Genomic DNA, 15931 nt, shown 5'->3' with positions numbered 1-15931 from the left:
ACCCCCCCAAGAAGTTCCGAGCAAGGAGACAACGATGTCACACAGCTTCGACCTGATTAAAAACCGCGAGAGCGGACTCAAGCGCGAACTCACCAGCCCACAGTTGACCATGATCGCGCTGGGCGGCGCGATCGGCACTGGGCTTTTCCTCGGAAGCAAGTTCGCAATATCTTTCGCCGGACCCAGCGTCCTGCTGAGCTATGCGATCGGTGGCCTGATCGCCGTGATGCTGATGGGCGCGCTGGCTGAGATGACCGTGGCCCATTCAACCACCGGGTCCTTCGGGGCTTTCGCCGAGCACTACATTTCTCCCCTCGCCGGATTCCTTGTGAAGTACCTGTACTGGTCCTGCGTTGTGCTGGCCGTGGGCACCGAAGTGCTTGCGATCGGGGACTACATGAAGCTGTGGTTCCCGGGAGTTCCCCCGCTGGTCTGGATCCTGTTGTTTGCCGGTGTTCTCATCGCGGTCAACATGTTCAACGTCAAGGCCTTCGGCACCCTGGAATACTGGTTCTCCAGCATCAAGGTGTTCGCCATCCTCGGATTCATCCTGCTCGCCGCCATCCTGGTCTTTGGAAAGCGAGAGGCCGGCTACGGAATCCACAACTACACTGCTGAGGGCGGGTTCTTCCCCAACGGCGTGTCCGGCATGTGGGTGGCCGTGATTGTGGCGATCTTCAGCTACCTCTCGGTGGAGATGATCGCCATTGCGGCCGGTGAAGCGAAGGATCCAGGAACGGCGGTTAAGAAGGCGTTCAAGGTCACGGTATTCCGTCTCTTCCTCTTCTACATCCTGACCCTGGCGCTGATCCTGGCCATTGCACCTGTCAGCCAGATTCTTGCCGGAAACAGCCCCTTCGTCACCGTCATGCAGGTCATTGGCATTCCGTTCGCTGATTCCGTCATCAACGTTGTGGTGATTGTGGCTGCGCTTTCAGCCATGAACTCGCAGCTCTACATCTCCACGCGCATGATGTTTAGCTTGTCCCGCGCCGGGCAGGCGCCCGCTGTGTTCGGGCGGCTTCACAAGAACGGTTCCCCGGTCAATGCACTGATCCTCTGCACAGGTGGAATCGCGGTGGCGGCCTGCGTGTACGCCCTGAATCCGGAGTCAGGCTTCACCTTCATGATGGCGTTGTCCATGTTCGGGGCCATGGCCACGTGGCTCATGATCTTCGTGACCCATCTGGCGTTCCGACGCGCAGCGAAGCGCGACGGGACGGCTCTGTCGTACAAGCTGCGGTTCTACCCGGTGGCCTCCTGGGCCGGAGCCATCCTCATGGTTGCCATCATGGTCACCACGCTCTTCGTTGATGCCTTCCGGATGACACTGATCTTCGGGGTCCCGTTCGCCATCGGTATCGTCGTCCTCTACTTCGTCCTGAAGAAGGGCCGCCGAGGCTCCGCTCCGGGAACTGCAGAGTCCGACGTCGACCGGAACCTGGAGGGGGCGGCGCACTCCTAGGCTACGGGCGCGCACTCCTAGCGTGTGGTGTGGGCCGGCCGCATTGCGGCCGGCCCACCGGCGTGCTCCCTGGACTTGCCCCTCAGAACTGTGTTGCCGCAGAGCTCCAGTGAGTCACGGGCGAATTCGTGTCAGGGCCGCGTCCACAACCGTCCAGGCCATGGCGATTGCGCCTTCTATGAGTGCATGATCGGCCCGATCCGAGGATGCAGCTTCGGTGAAGGCGTACTGATGGTTGGACACGGGTGAGTCACAGATCTTGATGTGAGGGTGAAGGCTGGGGACGACTTGGGAAACGGCGCCGAAGTCGGTTGAGGCCCTGAATGCGCGGGCCTCGGCATCCTGCGGAAAGCTTCGGCCCAGCGTCTCCGCATTGCGCTGATACAACGACGCAAGCCGCGGCGACTGCACAACATTCGGGTACGTCTGTTCCCAGTCCAGCTCCACTGTGCAGCCGGCCGCGAGGGCTGCTCCCGTGAAGCACGCCTCGACACGTGGGATCAGGGCCTCGAGGTCCGCCAGGGTCTGGGCTCTGATCCCGTACAAACCGCCGGACTTTCCTGGGATCACGTTGGCGGCTGCACCGGCATTCGTGACCACACCATGGACTCGGGTGTCGTTGGGGAGCTGCTGGCGTAGCAGGCCGATAGCGACCTGCGCGATGGTCGATGCGTCTGCGGCGTTCGCTGCCTCCCATGGCGAGGCGGCAGCGTGGGAGCTCCTACCTGAGAACGTGAAGGAGAATCCGGTGCTGGCGAGGAAGCTCGGTGAGGCGTCTTCGAATGGGGCAGGATGGATCATCATGGCCATGTCGGATCCGATGAATGCACCCTGTTCGAGCATGAGGATCTTGCCGCCGCCGGTCTCCTCTGCCGGAGTGCCCAACAGTTCCACCGTGAGATCGAGTTGCCCAGCGACGTGCTTCAGTCCCACCGCCGCGGCGACCGCGCATGCCGCTATCACGTTGTGACCGCAGGCGTGGCCGAGCTCAGGCAATGCGTCATATTCTGCTACCACGACCGCCTTGAAGGAGCCCTCACCCGCAACTGCGGAGATCGCAGTGTCAAGCCCGAAAGCCCGTTCAGTCACCGTGAATCCGGCTGCGCGGAGCTCGTTCGCGACTTCCCGGCTCGAGTAGAACTCCTCGAAGCCGAGCTCCGGTGTGCCGTGGATGCGATGGCTGAGGCCGACCGCCTGGTCTCGGAACGCCTCTATCGCGGCCTGGACCTCAGACTTAATAGTTTTTCGGAGTTCGGGATCCCCGGCCGCTGCTTCCCTTACGGTTCCAGGGATGGCCGCGTTGGCACTCATGCGCCGGCCGCCGCGACGAATCCGATGGCATGTCCCTCGGGCACTGCAAAGGACCCGCCCCCGGGCGCCGTCGTCAGGAAAGCCCACACGAATCCCGTGACGGGCATCTTGACCTCTTCCACGACAGACCCATCCATGCCCACGATGTGTGCTACGACGCTGCCTTGCTCCACAACTGTTCCCGGCTCGCAAACCGGGAACAGAACCCCCGACTCGAGAGAGGTGAGTACCCCATGGTACGTGAAACTCCCATGAAGCCTTTCGATCAACTGAGGCACGACAGGGTCAGCCAACATTCCCAGTTTGGACATAACATTGAGGACACCGCGGACGCCTGCCTCATATCCTTGGTGTCCATGCTCGTCGAGCAACTCGACCATGAGCCCCGGAATGCCGTGCGCTGAGGCTGCGGCGGCGGGCTGGCCTTCGACCGACCCCACGCGCTCCGCCGTGCCGTCCTTTGGATCGGTCATCAGAACGGGGGTAACGCCGAAAGCTTCCGCCATCGCGCGCTGGACCTCGCGGACCTCGGGTGAGGAGCACTCGTCAGCGAACTCCATCGACATGGGCACCGCCGGCTCGGCGTTGTTGTGCAGGTCGATGTAATGGGTTGCGACATCGAAGAGCTTGCGGATCTGCGCCCCGATCCTCAGTGTTGGCGATCCTGCCGGGTCGCTGGGCCAGTAGCACGGCATGCCCATGTGAATGCCATCCTCGGGGGAAGCATACGTCGCCCGGTCGAAAGCAAGGGGATTCGTCACCGGGACCGAGATCAAGGTTCCGCGCAGCCTCGCCGGGTCAATGCGCTCAATAAGTTTGAGTAGCGTCCGTGTTCCCGTGATTTCAGTGCCGTGGGTGGCCCCAGTGACAAGAAGGACAGGACCCGGTTCTGCGCCGTGCATAATGCTCACCGGCACACCGACTATCTGCCCGGAAGCGGACATGGTTGCGGTCAGGCGATCGTGTCGCAGCTCTCCGGCGGGTATCCGGAAGGGTCCGACCTCGAATACGCTCATTGACGGTCTCCTTAGTGTTGGGTTCACGATGCGGCCGGCGCCGCGGTGGAAGCGAGGCAGCGGTGGGTGATGGCTTCGGTGGTTAATTGATCTCCGGTCAACTCTCCGGAGACGGCGCCGTTCTTGACAATGATGACTCGATGACAGAGATGGGCGAGATCCTCATATTCACTGCTCGCGATCACGACGGAGCAGCCGTCCTGGGCGGCGCGGTTGATCAGATCAAAAAGAGTCTTCTTGGCCCCGACGTCCACGCCGTTGGTCGGTTCGTGGAGGAAGAGCACATGGGGATGGGTGAGTAGCCATTTGGCAAGGATCAACTTTTGCTGGTTGCCGCCGCTGAACGACCCGAGAGGCAGATTGGGAGACGGCGGCCGCAACCCAACACGGCGCATCGCCTCGATCGCGTCCTTGCGCTCCTCTGAGTAGGCCATGCGGCCCGAACGCCAATAACGCCTCATGGTGGCCATCGTGAGGTTCTCGGCAGCCGAAGCGGCCATGAGTCCGCTGGAGGTCGCTCGATCTGCGGGGATATAAGCCATCCCCATGCCCATGGCACGGCGCGGTCGAAGCCAGTTCTGGTCGACTTCCTTGCCCTTGACTTCGACCTTCCCTTCTCCTCGGCTGGCGCCGAAGCACAGGGCGATGATTTCCTCGAAACCATCGCCCACGAGACCGGTCAGCCCGAGGATCTCTCCCCGGGACGCCACGAATGAGACGTCCCGGGTGTCTGTTCCACCGAGGTTTGTCACCCGCAGGACGGGCTCAGCCACGGCCGTATGTTCGGACGGATAGAGGTTCGTGAGTTCCGTGCCAAGGATGGCCGTTATGAGGTCATCGGTTGTCGCTGACGCGACGTCCATAGTTGCCACGACTTCTCCTGACCTCAGGATCGTCGCCCGATCGCAAATATCCTTCACCTCGTCGAGTCGGTGCGTCACGAACACGACCGAGCTACCGGTGGCCTTGATCCGGCGGAGGACCTCGAATACTTGGTGCACCGCGTCTCCGGGGAGATATGCGGTGGGCTCGTCGAGGACGAGTACGCCCCTTTCTTCGCCGCTTATGGACTCGATGCCCCTGATGATCGACAGCATGGCCCGCTCTACTGCGGACAGGGACCCGACCACCGTCTCAGGAGACAGCCCGAGTCCGTAACGTCGAAGGGTCTCCTGGGTATAGGACCGTTGGGCGCGCCAGTTGATCCTTCCCCATCGTGTGCGGTATCGGCCTAGCCCGAGCGTCTCCATGACGGTGGACGAAAGGACGAGGCCGAGATCCTGGTGCACAAATCCAAGCTTCAGGCGTTCTGCCGTCTTAGGGTCGATCGGGAGGTTCTCCGACTGGCCCGACACTGTGACGCGGGGCGCATTGTCTGGTGTGTAGCCCCCGTCCGGTGCGATCTGTCCGGCGAGGAGTTTGATCAGTGTGGACTTGCCTGAGCCGTTCTCGCCCAGAAGGGCATGGATCTCACCGGACACGATCTCAAGGGAAGCATCCTTGAGGACGGGGCGTGCCCCGTAGGATTTGGTGAGATGTTCGGCCCGGAGCAGGAGCTCCCGGTTTGTCGAGATCATGGTACTGATCACCCGTGCCAGAGCTGGGTGTAGTAAGACCGGAAGTCGAATGAGCCGTACCAGTCGCCGGACTTCTTCGCGAGGTCGATCGTGTCGATGTTGGCCCGCGTAAATGTCCGGTTCGGGACCTGCTCATCCGCAACCGCATCTTCGCCGGCGGTCGCGCGCATCGCCTGGTCAACGGCCGCCCACCCCATTTGGTAGAGGTTGGTACCTACTGTCGCAGCCTCCGGGTCCGCCTTGTCCTGAAGCCCGTTCAGGGCCCCGACGATGGCGTTCGAGCCCACCAAACGGATGTTTCGCCCGGCGAGGCTGGTGATCGACGGCTTAATCGCCAGGTTCATATCGTCCACGAGGCTCACGACGTAGCGGGTCTCTAGGTTGCGCTGCAGAAACGCGTTGACCTGCGGTTGAAGGAGAGATGACCAGGCTTCCAGGGGTGCGTCCTGGACGGCGACCTTGGCATCAGGGCACAGCTGGGCGAATTGTTTCGTGAATTGGTCGACCACATCGGAACTCGAGGTTCCGAAGGTCGAAGAGCCCAGATAGAGCACACCGGCGTTGCAAGACGAGTCCGCCGCGACGAAGTTTGCCTGCCGTGTACCCACATCGTTCGTCGCCGACGCGTAGGCGAAGACTCCGATGTCGGCGAGTTCCTTGGACACCTTGCCTGGCGCGTCACTGCCGACACTGATGACTGGGATTCCGCGGTTTTTGGCTCCGGTGATGCTTGACGCGACGCTCTTCGGGGGCGTGCCCTGGAGCAGGATGATGTCGACGGATTGGGCGACTGCCTGATCCACGAGTGCGGCGGCCTTCGGAGGATCGCCTTCGCTATCCGAAATGGTGACGGTGGCACCCGCCGCCGCAGCGGCTTCCTTGACGCCGGCGAGAACGTCCTGGCTGAACGGGAAACTGAGGCCGCTTGCGATGAACCGGATATTCTTGCCCCGCAACGCAGTCCCGTTCTTGACGGACGGGATCTTGGGGCTATCGGTCACGGGCGCGATGTCGAGGGCTAGTGCCTTGGCGGCTACGCTTTCCGGGTTCGAGGTCCCTGCACTGGCGTTTGTGCTCTCACTTGCCCTCTGACAGCCCGTGATGCCCAGGAGCACAACGGAAATCACGATGGGCAGGATGGCTGCGCGTTTCTGTCTCATCACTTGAATTACCTATTCTTGTTGGGTCGAGAACGACATTGTTCTTGGATGCTTATGCGCGAATTTTTCGGCGGTTGCGGCGGCCCGAGTACGTCGAGAGGGCGACTCCCAGGATCAGAGCCATGCCGTAGAACACCTGGGTCACCCAGCCAGCGAGTCCCAGGAGCTGGAGTCCGGTGATGCCGGTCGCGAGAAAGTACGTCGCAACCGCCGTTCCTATGATGTTGAACCGGCCGGGAGCGAAGCTGGTGGATCCGAGCATCGCTGCCGCGAACGGTGCGAGCGCGTAGCTGGTACCAACGTTTGGGTCAGCTGAGCCCAGCACTCCGGTGAGCAGAATTGCGGCCACCGCGCCTAGAAGGCTGGACACGATAAGGGACCCGGCTCGGATTGCGTCCACACGAACGCCGGACAGGCGAGCCACCTCTCGCCCGGCACCGGTGAAGTACAGGCTGCGGCCGATGGGCGTGTGCTGGAAGACGTACCACGCGACCACAACCACAGCCAGCGCGTAGAAGAAGACGAGCTGGATCCCTCCCACGGTGCTTCGGGCGGCATCAACCAGGTCCACGGAGATACCGGTGACGGTGAGGTTATTCAGCCCCAGAGCGAAGCCGATGAGCACGGAGGTCATCGCGAGCGTCACAATGAGTGAACTGATCCCGATACGGACGATGAAAAAGGCGTTGACGCATCCGACCACCAACCCAATTGCCAGCGCCACGAGCACTGTCGGAATCAGCGGCCACCTTTGGATGACGTTGAGATAACCCATCGTGACTACGGTGATCACAACCACACCGCTTGACGACAGATCGAACTCTCCGGCTGCCATCGGAATGGTCACGGCGATTGCCACGATTAGGACCGTGGCCTGCGAACTGAGGAGGTAGCCCAAGTTCGAGCCTGAGAGGAAAACTCCGGGCAGCAGCACGCTAAAGGCCACGATCATCAAGGCCCAGGTGATAATCAGCCCGAAGCGCGAACCGATGAGAGCGATCCAATCGTGAGCTCGCAACTTCGGCTCGGCCAGAGGACCGTCAGCTGTGTTTGCGGGACGGGATGGTCCGTCCGTAACCTCGGGGCCACCGCGGGACGTCGCGGTGAAGACCGCAGGTTCTTGTCCGGTAGGCGTTCGCGCCATTTCGTCACTCCTAATGGATCTCAGTCAGTGCTTGCGCGTTGTCGCGCTTTAAGAAGAGTCTGAGGTCAACGATCATAAGAGGCGGAAATTTGTTTGAATTCGGCAACAACACAGCGGAAGTTGTAGGAAAACGATTCTCTGTTCCGTTATTTTGGCTCAGTCGGTCCACGGGCGGAGCGGGACGATGTCCGCGGCTCGACCATTTTCCCCCAGAATCCTGCCCATTCGCTTAACGGACCGCAGATCGATAACCCGGTTTGACACAACCACAAAGGGAAACCGCTCAAGCAGGTTTGCCTCTACCGCCTCGATCTCTCCTAGCGAGTGGAGCCAACAGGTCGCCATGAGGTTGTTGGATCCTGTGGTTGCCGCTGCGACGCGAACCTGAGGGGATCCCGCCAAGCTCCGACACACCTCCTGAAGCCTGTTCGCCGGAACCTTGCCCCAGATTGTTGCTGAGATGGGCCAGCCAAATACTGGCGCGGCAAGATCGCACCTGACTCGCACCACCCCACTGTCAACAAGCCGGCTCACTCGACGCCGGGCGGTCGCGGGGGTCACTCCCGCCCGTGCCCCCAAATCCTGGAAGGCCATTCGCCCGTCAATCACCAACGCGTCCAGAAGATCCCGATCCACTGAATCCAGCTGCGGCATCTCCCGGCGGTCGAGCGCATCCCGTGAGGTTACCGATGCGAGCCTGCCGACCTGACTGGTGTCCAGTGCGCGGAGGCGCCAGCGGCTACCCTCTCCGTACAGCGTGGTCACGATTGATACTTCGACACGGTCAACTCCGGGGTACCTACCCAACCGGCTCAATACACTCTCGTGAAGCGAGTAGAGGCTGCGCGAGAACACCGTTATGGCGAGATCGGGCGCGCCCCCCGTAATTTCCAAGGTCGCCACCGAAGGGTCGTTCTGCAGCCTTACAGCCAAATTTTCCCGGAGCCGTGGACGACACCACATCAAGACGAACGCGGTGACGCCAACAGTCTGAAAAGCCGGACCCGGCGTAGCGCTAACCCAAGCGAGGCCGGCGTCGCGCAAGCGGTCCCACCGGCGAGCCAAAGTGATTGGCGCGACGTCCAGCACCTGGGAGATGAGAGCCCACGGCGCGCGGGGAGCGCGCTGTAACGACTCCAGCAACGCGAGGTCGAGCTCGTCCGGAGCGATCGATTCGTGCACAATTCCTCGACTATTTGAAGGTTGTTTCCCTGATGAGGCGGGACGAGACGACCCCGTGTGGCGTTGGCCGCGAGACCTGTGCGCGAACTTAACAGTCGACTCGGCGGTATGTCAACGTCCGTGTTGCCTCGCCGGATCGCACTAGGGCGCTACCAGGTCGATGCTGCCGTGGATGAGTTCGTGTGCGTGTGCTGCCGCGAGGGGCGCGGCAAGACGATGAACCGCCTGGAACGTCTCGCGAACCGCCGGACCGCGCCAGTCCTTCGGGAGGTATTCCGACGGCAGGTTCGGGTCCCGATACGGGAAGCGGCGCCACAGCGTCAGCATGGGGATGTAGTAGCGGAAAGCATCCCGGCGCAGCTGGGCCGTCGAGTTGGCCAGGGCGGCCTCGGGATCATCTCCTACCAGTGCGGCCCAAAGATCTCCGGCTCCTTTATAGAGATCCAAGAATTCGGCGAATTGCTCGTCAATGGCCTTCAAATCCCACCATTCGGCCACCTTTGGCCGCAGGGGGCCCTCAAACAAGTAGTCGCCCCTGAAGAAGTCCACAAACTGGATAAGCCCGCGGGAGGCAAGCCGCTCGCGGGCTTGTTCGAGGACCTGGGCCGGCGCAATCCATACCCCCGACGCCACGGACCCAAAACCGAGCCCAGACAGTTCTGATCGCAGTTGGTGCCGGCGATTCCGCATTGATTCGGGGACGGAGAATACCGCGAGTACCCAGGATTCCAGGTGGGCGGAGCGATCGGCGGCGAAGATTCTCCGGTCGCCCTCCCGGAAAACGTCCAGAACGGTGTCGGACAGTTCGTATTTGGCGACGCCATCCTGGCGGACACTTTTGAGGACACCCTTGGCCTTCAGCCGCGAGACTGAGGAACGGACTCCCGGCGCGTCATAGCCAAGGTCGCCCAGCATGGAGATCAGCACCGAGACGGGGAGGGCGTCGCCTGAACTGCGGCCGTAGAGCCCATAGATGGTGACGATCAGCTGCTGGTGGCGCACCGGGGGAGCGGGCATGTCCATCATTGTTCAGAGCCCGCGATCTTCGGGACTGTCACGGCGGCCGCCTGCCGGATCCGTTCCGGCCACGGCTGGGCTGAGGCTGAGCCCGCGGGCACGTGGGCAGTGGTCAGCGTCCCATGGGCAGCCAGGCCGCCCGGCGAGTGTGGATGTGCGTGGCCGTAGACCTCAAAGGCAAGGGTCATGGACGTGCGGCCGACTTTTTGGATCCGCACGGTTGCTGTCACCCGCTGGCCAAACCACAGCTTGGCCGTGTAATTGACCACTTGCTGCACTCGTGGAGCGCTCGGAAAGTACTCCGGAAGCACCAGATTGCGGAAGAGCTCTGCCTCGGCGGCCTCCACCCAGCGCATGATCGCCGAATTGTGCTGATGGCCCGACGCATCGGTGTCCACCCATTCCACGGTTCTGTCGATGCTTGCCTGCATCCCTGACGGCGGTTCGGTGCCCTCCACGGTTCCCCCTTCGGCGACGTTGTACTGCTCAGGCCGCGTTCAATTGTATACATCAAGTGACGGCCGTTCGGAACTCGATATGCCGAAGGGGGTTGGCTCAGCGTTCCCGGCGGCTGTCCGGTATCCGGCCGGCTACGGCGGCTGAAGGGCGGCGGAGGGGAAGCTTCCCCTCCAACTGCGAAATGGCGGGTCCGCGGCTATGTTCGATGTGGGCAACAGCCAGCGCGGACGCGAGCTCAGCCTGGCCGGCGCAGATCGCATCGCACAGGGCGCGGTGTTCCCGGCAGAGTTGCCTGGCATCCTGCTGGACAACGTTTCCAAAGAGCCACCTCATGCGGTTTGCGACCGGGCGGATCACTGTGGTCAAGAGTTCGTTGCCGGTCAGGCTGAAAATCTCGTCGTGAATGGCCACATTGGTGCTGGCCTTGAGGTCCTCGTCGCCGCTAGCCACGAGCGCTTCGGCGTCGGCGAGGACCGAAAGCAAGCGCTCGGGGCTGGCCCCGGCAGCAACCTGGCGGGCAGCGATGCTCGCTGCCGAGACCTCGATGCTGAGCCGGATATCGAAGACCTCATCGACATCTTGAATCGTCATTTGCCGGACGACCGCTCCGTGCCGCGGACCCGTCGTCGTGAAGCCATCTGCCTCAAGCTGCAGGAGCGCCTCCCGGACAGGGACCCGTGACACATTCAATTCGGCCGAGAGATCCCTTTCCCGAAGCCAGGTTCCCGGCGTCAGTTCGCCGCTGATGATCCGGTCCCGTATTTCGGCGTATGCAGAAGCTGTTCGGCTCATCTGACGTGCCGCAGGAAATTGGCAGTGCGTTCGTGGGACGGATTATCCAAGACCTGGGCCGCCGGTCCGGATTCGATGACCCGGCCTTCATCCATGAATATCACCCGGTCAGCGACTTCGCGGGCGAACCCGATTTCGTGGGTGACCACAACCATTGTCATGCCTTCCTCGGCAACGCGCTTCATGACCTGAAGGACGTCGCCTACCAGTTCGGGGTCGAGGGCGCTGGTGGGTTCGTCAAAGAGCATCACTTGGGGTTTCATGGCCAGCGACCGCGCGATGGCAACGCGCTGTTGTTGGCCGCCGGAAAGCTGCGCAGGATATGACCCGGCCTTGTCTTTCAGTCCCACCTTGCCCAGTGCGTCCAGTCCCTGCTCCTTGGCCTTGGCTTTGGACAACCCAAGCACACGCCGGGGGCCGTAGCTGACGTTCTCCAGTGCTGTCATGTGCGTGAAAAGGTTGAAATGCTGGAAGACCATGCCGATCCGCCGCCGCATTCTGGCCGATTCCCGTTCGGTGTGTTCGAACAACTGTCCTTTGTGCATTTTGTAGCCAACACGGTCTCCGCCGACTTCAACGGTCCCGGATTCAACTGCCTCGAGACCGTTGATGCAGCGCAGCAGCGTGCTCTTTCCGGAGCCGGAAGGGCCAAGGACGCAAACGATTTCTCCTGGTGCCACGGACATGTTCACACCACGCAGGATGTGGTTCTTCCCGAGCCATTTGTGGACGTCGTCGATCACCATCAGCGGCGCCTGTGTTCGAGCTTGTCCCTGGGTTGGAGCGAGGGTCATGGCTGGACTGCCTTTCGGGGAAGATCGGGGTGGTTCCGCAACAGCACGTTCCGGCGGATGAGTTCCCGGAACGGCCGCCGGGTCGCGGCGCCGTCCGGGCTGAACTTTTGTTCCAGGAAGTACTGGCCGATGCTGGCAACGCTGACAAGGATGAGGTACCAGGCTGTGGCCACAATGAGCAGCGGCACAATCTTGAAATTCTGGCCGTAGATGAGTTGGGTCTGCGTCAGCAGATCGCTTCCGCCGATCGCAGAGACCAAGGAGCTGGCCTTGAGGAGGCCGATGAACTGATTTCCCGTCGGTGGGATGATGACCCTGATGGTCTGCGGCAACACGATCCGCCGCAAAGCCTGTCCGCGCGTCAGGCCGATGCTGAGGCCGGCGTCAGTCTGTCCCTTGCTGACCGACAGAATGCCGCCGCGAATAATTTCCGCCATGTAGCCCGACTCCGCCAGCGACAGCGCACAGAGACCCGCTGTGAAGCCCGAGATCAGCTGATTGGTATCGGCTCCGAGGATCTTGGGGAACAGCACCGCCAGGTTGAACCAGATGAGGATCTGGACCAGGAGCGGCACACCACGGAAGAACCACACATAGAGCCGGCCGACGACGGCAGCCAGCCTGTTTTTGCTCTGGCACATGAGGGCGACGCCGAAAGCCAGGACCACCGAGATCAACATGCTGAAGACCGAGAGTTCAAGCGTGACGGCGATGCCCTTGAAGATGACCGGGTGGAACATGAACTCGCCGACGCTGGACCAGTCCAGATTCTCATTTGCCGCCTGGGACCAAACGAACAGCGCTGCAATCGCCACAATAAGCGTCCCGGTTGCCATCTGCCCATACGGTTTGCGGCGCTTGGCCTGAATTCCGGGTGCGTGCCCGTGCGATGCGCGTGTTGGATCAAGAATTGTCATGGGAGGCTCCCCGGCTTTGTCCTGCGCCGAGGCCCGGCGGTGGCTGTCAATGGTCATGGCACAGATCACCCGAGGGCGGGCATACGGTTTTCGTAAACATGTGGCTGTCCTTCTTGCGGAACTGGAATCCGGAGTGCGGTCCGTCGTAGCAGACCGCACTCCGGCAATGACTAGGACGTTGCGAGATTCACGCCCGGTTTCGGCAGATCAATGACAGTGACATCCCACTTCTTAAGAATCGCGTCGTAGCTGCCGTCGGCATGCATGGCCTCCGTTGCTTTCAGGAAGGCGTCCCGCAACTGGGGGTTCTGCTTGCTGAAGATCATGCCGAGGAAGACCTTGGGCTCGAAGTTCACCGGCACTGATTCGAGCTTTCCCTGGGTCTCCCGGTTGATCACGGATACGGCCATGTCCGGCCAGAACATCGCGTCCACCCGACCCGATGTCAACGCCAGGTTTTTGTCGCTGCCAGTGGGGAAGGTAACCAGCTCTGGAGCCGGCTTTCCAGCAGCCGTGCAGGCCTTGGCCATGATCCCGACCAAGCGCTCGTCGTCGTTGCCTTTGACACCGCCGATCTTGATTCCGCAGCCGCCGTCGGGCTCGCCCGTAATCTTCTTCGGGTTGCCCTTGGCCACCATAAAGACTGTGCCCGCAACCTGGTAGTCCACGAAATCCACATTTGCTTGGCGGCCCTTGCGGTCCGTCATTCCGGCAATCGACGCATCGAATTTGCCGGTCTGGACGCCAACCAACAACTGGTCGAATGGCACCTTCTGGTAGCTGATCTTCAGGCCGAGTTTGGCGGCCATGGCATCCATGAGGTCGATGTTGAACCCCTTGACGCCGTTTTCGCCGATTGGTGTGAAGTTGGCCGGCTCGAAATCGGGCTGGGTCCCGACCGAGATGGTGCCCTTCGCCTTGATGTCCGCGGGCACCAAGGCCGCAAGGGCCGCGTTGGCACTGTCCGTAGTTGGCGATGCGGCCTGGCCTGGTCCTCCGCAGGCGGCAGTGCCGGCGAGGGTCGAGCCAAGAACCGCGGCGATCGCGACTTTTCTCCAGAGACTTGGTACCCGGGGAGCAAAGTTCTTCATTGATTTTTCTCCTACTTGTGGTGAACGGGAACAACATGGGCAAAAAGATGAACGGGAAGGTCAGTCCGGCCAGCGGACAGCGGACAGAGGGCACCGGGCTGTCCGGGCAGCGCCGGGACGCGTTTAGAGGTGCCGGTGACGCGTTTAGGGGTGCCGGTGACGCTAGGAAATGGCTGCCGGGATCAGGTCGCTGCGGGGTTCCTCGACGAACACGCCGTCGGCGGCCATCTGGTCCCAGATGCGCTCTACCACCTTGCCGGCCTCGCGGACCAGCCTCGCTTCGTCAACCACTACGAGCGCGCCGTTGCGGACTTGCCAATGGCCATCCGTCATGACGTTTTTGACGGAGAGGCCGTTGGCGTACATCAAGTGATTGAGCGGCTCGCGGGGAACCGTTCCCACACCAACCAGCAGACCGCTGACATCGATGCTCGTCAGGTCAGCTTTTGCACCGACGGCTATGCGGCCAAGGTCCTCGCGGCCCAGACCCCGGGCACCTCCAAGGGTCGCTGATTCCACGGCGGTCCAGATGGACGGGCGGACCATGGGCACCGGAGTCGAATCGCCGAGGAAGTCTGCCCTGATCCGGCCATAAATGACGGCCATTTTGAGGTTTTCGATGTAGTCGTTCGAGTGCGTATCCAGGCCGATGCCGGAGTTCACGCCTGCTCCGAGAACTTCCGGCCACGGCCACTGTGCGGGTGTGACTCCTGCGCCAGTGCCCGAGGGACAGTTGGCGAAGGTGAAGTTGGGGTTGGCGAGCAGCGGAAGGTCCCGCTCAAAGTCGATTCCCAGGAGGTGCGCTCCAAAGACCCTTACCGAGCCGTCGAAGAGGCCAAGGCTGTGCAGCCAGGGGATCTCGTCCTGGCCCCACAGCCGGTTCATCGCCACTTTGTCAGGTTGCGGTGCCCGGCCGTAACCTGCCTGCAGGTGGATGTGGAGTCCGTGGAGTTCTTGGGCGGCAGCTTTCATGGCGGCAAAAGTTTCCGGGGTGTGCACTGCGTTTGTTGCCGGCGCCATCATCGGCAGGATGCGGCCGTCGTCGACGCCGTCGACGGTCCGGGCGTAGGCGAGGTTTTCCTGGATTTCGGCCAGTGTCTCGGGCACCGAATCGAACAATTTCTTGTCGTCGTCACCGCGTTTCCAGATCGGCAGGATCCGCCTCATCCCCGGCACGGCCCCGGAAGGATAGCCGCGGATTCCGAATTGCCGCGCGACGCGAACGTAGGACTGCATGGATCTCAAGCCTTTGGACATTTCAACTTGCGTGGTGCAGCCACCTCGGAGAATTTCTGCCAGGTTCAGGGCAGTCATGGTATCGAGGTCCTCGTCGGGAAGATCCTCCAACAGGACCATTGCGTTGAGGAATTGCCTGCCCTGGCGCAGTGTGGCGCATTTGCTCATCGGCGTGAGGTTGCCTTCTACATACCCGCGTGTGGCAGCGCCGCCAGCGACGTGGCTGTGCATGGAAATCAACCCCGGAACCAGAAGCTGGCCCTGTAGGTCGATGCGTTCGTCCGTGGTACCGGACCAAGGACGGACGGCCTCGATTCGGTCGCCGCGAACCACTACTTCGTGATCGCGCAGAAGGACCATCTCGCCCTGCTGATGAGCCAGGACCCAACTTGGCGCTAGCACCACGGGACGGTTCTGATCGCGCTGTCCGTCTGTGCCGAGGCCTCGTTGGTGCGCGCGGGCCGACTCGCGCTGCACCCGCTCGGCGAGGGCTATGGTCTGTCCCTTGGATACGCCCCCTTTCCGGCCGAAGAGCGCCGAGTCTTCCGTGAACGCGTCTTCCATAACTACGCCACCATGGCCGCAGGTGCCGCAGCCCAAACCCTCGGGAGTGGCAGGTGATTCCAGCTCAACCATTGAGACTCTTCCCTCCTCGTCATGGCGCCCCGTCAAGCGGGGCGTCGATTGCGCTCACGGTATACCAAGTTGAAAATTGGCGTCAATGGGTCCGAGGGGATTTCCTTCAAATTCAGCCATGACAGAAAGGGTGA

Annotated in this window: 14 protein-coding genes; 1 reads left to right on the top strand and 13 read right to left on the bottom strand. The window is 61.8% G+C overall.

Translation table 11 applies throughout. The features are described from left to right. Positions 1–34: 34 nt before the first annotated feature. Positions 35–1465, top strand: coding sequence for an amino acid permease (locus tag HNP00_RS12710; protein ID WP_184739604.1), 1431 nt, complete (start codon positions 35–37; stop codon positions 1463–1465). 114 nt (positions 1466–1579) lie between these two features. Here HNP00_RS12710 and HNP00_RS12705 read toward each other — a convergent pair whose 3' ends face one another. From HNP00_RS12705 to HNP00_RS12645, 13 genes are all read right to left on the bottom strand, one after another. Continuing rightward, positions 1580–2776 (bottom strand): amidohydrolase, encoded by a 1197-nt coding sequence (locus tag HNP00_RS12705; protein ID WP_184739602.1) that lies wholly within the window; start codon positions 2774–2776, stop codon positions 1580–1582. After that, a complete protein-coding gene (locus HNP00_RS12700) occupies positions 2773–3792 on the bottom strand; it encodes a succinylglutamate desuccinylase/aspartoacylase family protein (protein WP_184739600.1) in 1020 nt (339 codons plus the stop codon). Before HNP00_RS12700 ends, HNP00_RS12705 begins: the two co-directional genes overlap by 4 nt. A 23-nt stretch (positions 3793–3815) precedes the next feature. Next, entirely contained in the window at positions 3816–5369 is a 1554-nt protein-coding gene (locus HNP00_RS12695; protein ID WP_184739598.1) for a sugar ABC transporter ATP-binding protein, read from the bottom strand. 8 nt (positions 5370–5377) lie between these two features. Further along, positions 5378–6529 (bottom strand): substrate-binding domain-containing protein, encoded by a 1152-nt coding sequence (locus tag HNP00_RS12690; RefSeq protein WP_184739596.1) that lies wholly within the window; start codon positions 6527–6529, stop codon positions 5378–5380. Between the two features lie 52 nt (positions 6530–6581). Beyond that, on the bottom strand, positions 6582–7673 hold the full coding sequence (locus HNP00_RS12685; protein WP_184739594.1) for an ABC transporter permease: 1092 nt from the start codon (positions 7671–7673) through the stop codon (positions 6582–6584). A 156-nt stretch (positions 7674–7829) separates the two neighbouring features. Further along, positions 7830–8855, bottom strand: coding sequence for an Lrp/AsnC family transcriptional regulator (locus HNP00_RS23810; protein ID WP_184739592.1), 1026 nt, complete (start codon positions 8853–8855; stop codon positions 7830–7832). Positions 8856–8996: 141 nt separating this feature from the next. After that, positions 8997–9872 (bottom strand): PaaX family transcriptional regulator C-terminal domain-containing protein, encoded by an 876-nt coding sequence (locus tag HNP00_RS12675; protein ID WP_260404951.1) that lies wholly within the window; start codon positions 9870–9872, stop codon positions 8997–8999. Positions 9873–9877: 5 nt separating this feature from the next. Continuing rightward, positions 9878–10330 (bottom strand): thioesterase family protein, encoded by a 453-nt coding sequence (locus HNP00_RS12670; protein WP_311770574.1) that lies wholly within the window; start codon positions 10328–10330, stop codon positions 9878–9880. A 97-nt stretch (positions 10331–10427) separates the two neighbouring features. Further along, positions 10428–11123 carry a GntR family transcriptional regulator gene (locus tag HNP00_RS12665; protein ID WP_184739588.1) on the bottom strand — a complete coding sequence of 232 codons (696 nt, stop codon included), beginning with the start codon at positions 11121–11123 and terminating at the stop codon, positions 10428–10430. Beyond that, complete coding sequence (locus tag HNP00_RS12660; protein WP_184739585.1) at positions 11120–11917, bottom strand: amino acid ABC transporter ATP-binding protein; 798 nt, start codon at positions 11915–11917, stop codon at positions 11120–11122. The genes HNP00_RS12665 and HNP00_RS12660 overlap by 4 nt, the downstream gene beginning before the upstream one ends. After that, a complete protein-coding gene (locus tag HNP00_RS12655) occupies positions 11914–12834 on the bottom strand; it encodes an amino acid ABC transporter permease (protein ID WP_184739583.1) in 921 nt (306 codons plus the stop codon). The genes HNP00_RS12660 and HNP00_RS12655 overlap by 4 nt, the downstream gene beginning before the upstream one ends. A 170-nt stretch (positions 12835–13004) precedes the next feature. After that, positions 13005–13925 (bottom strand): ABC transporter substrate-binding protein, encoded by a 921-nt coding sequence (locus HNP00_RS12650; RefSeq protein ID WP_184739581.1) that lies wholly within the window; start codon positions 13923–13925, stop codon positions 13005–13007. A gap of 162 nt (positions 13926–14087) precedes the next feature. After that, positions 14088–15797 (bottom strand): amidohydrolase family protein, encoded by a 1710-nt coding sequence (locus HNP00_RS12645; RefSeq protein WP_184739579.1) that lies wholly within the window; start codon positions 15795–15797, stop codon positions 14088–14090. Between the last annotated feature and the right edge of the window lie 134 nt (positions 15798–15931).

Origin of the sequence: Arthrobacter sp. AZCC_0090, assembly GCF_014207375.1 — a bacterium.
In the GTDB taxonomy this organism is placed as follows: domain Bacteria; phylum Actinomycetota; class Actinomycetes; order Actinomycetales; family Micrococcaceae; genus Arthrobacter.
The sequence above is the reverse complement of the archived record's forward strand: the minus strand, read 5'-3'. Positions and strand labels throughout refer to the sequence as shown.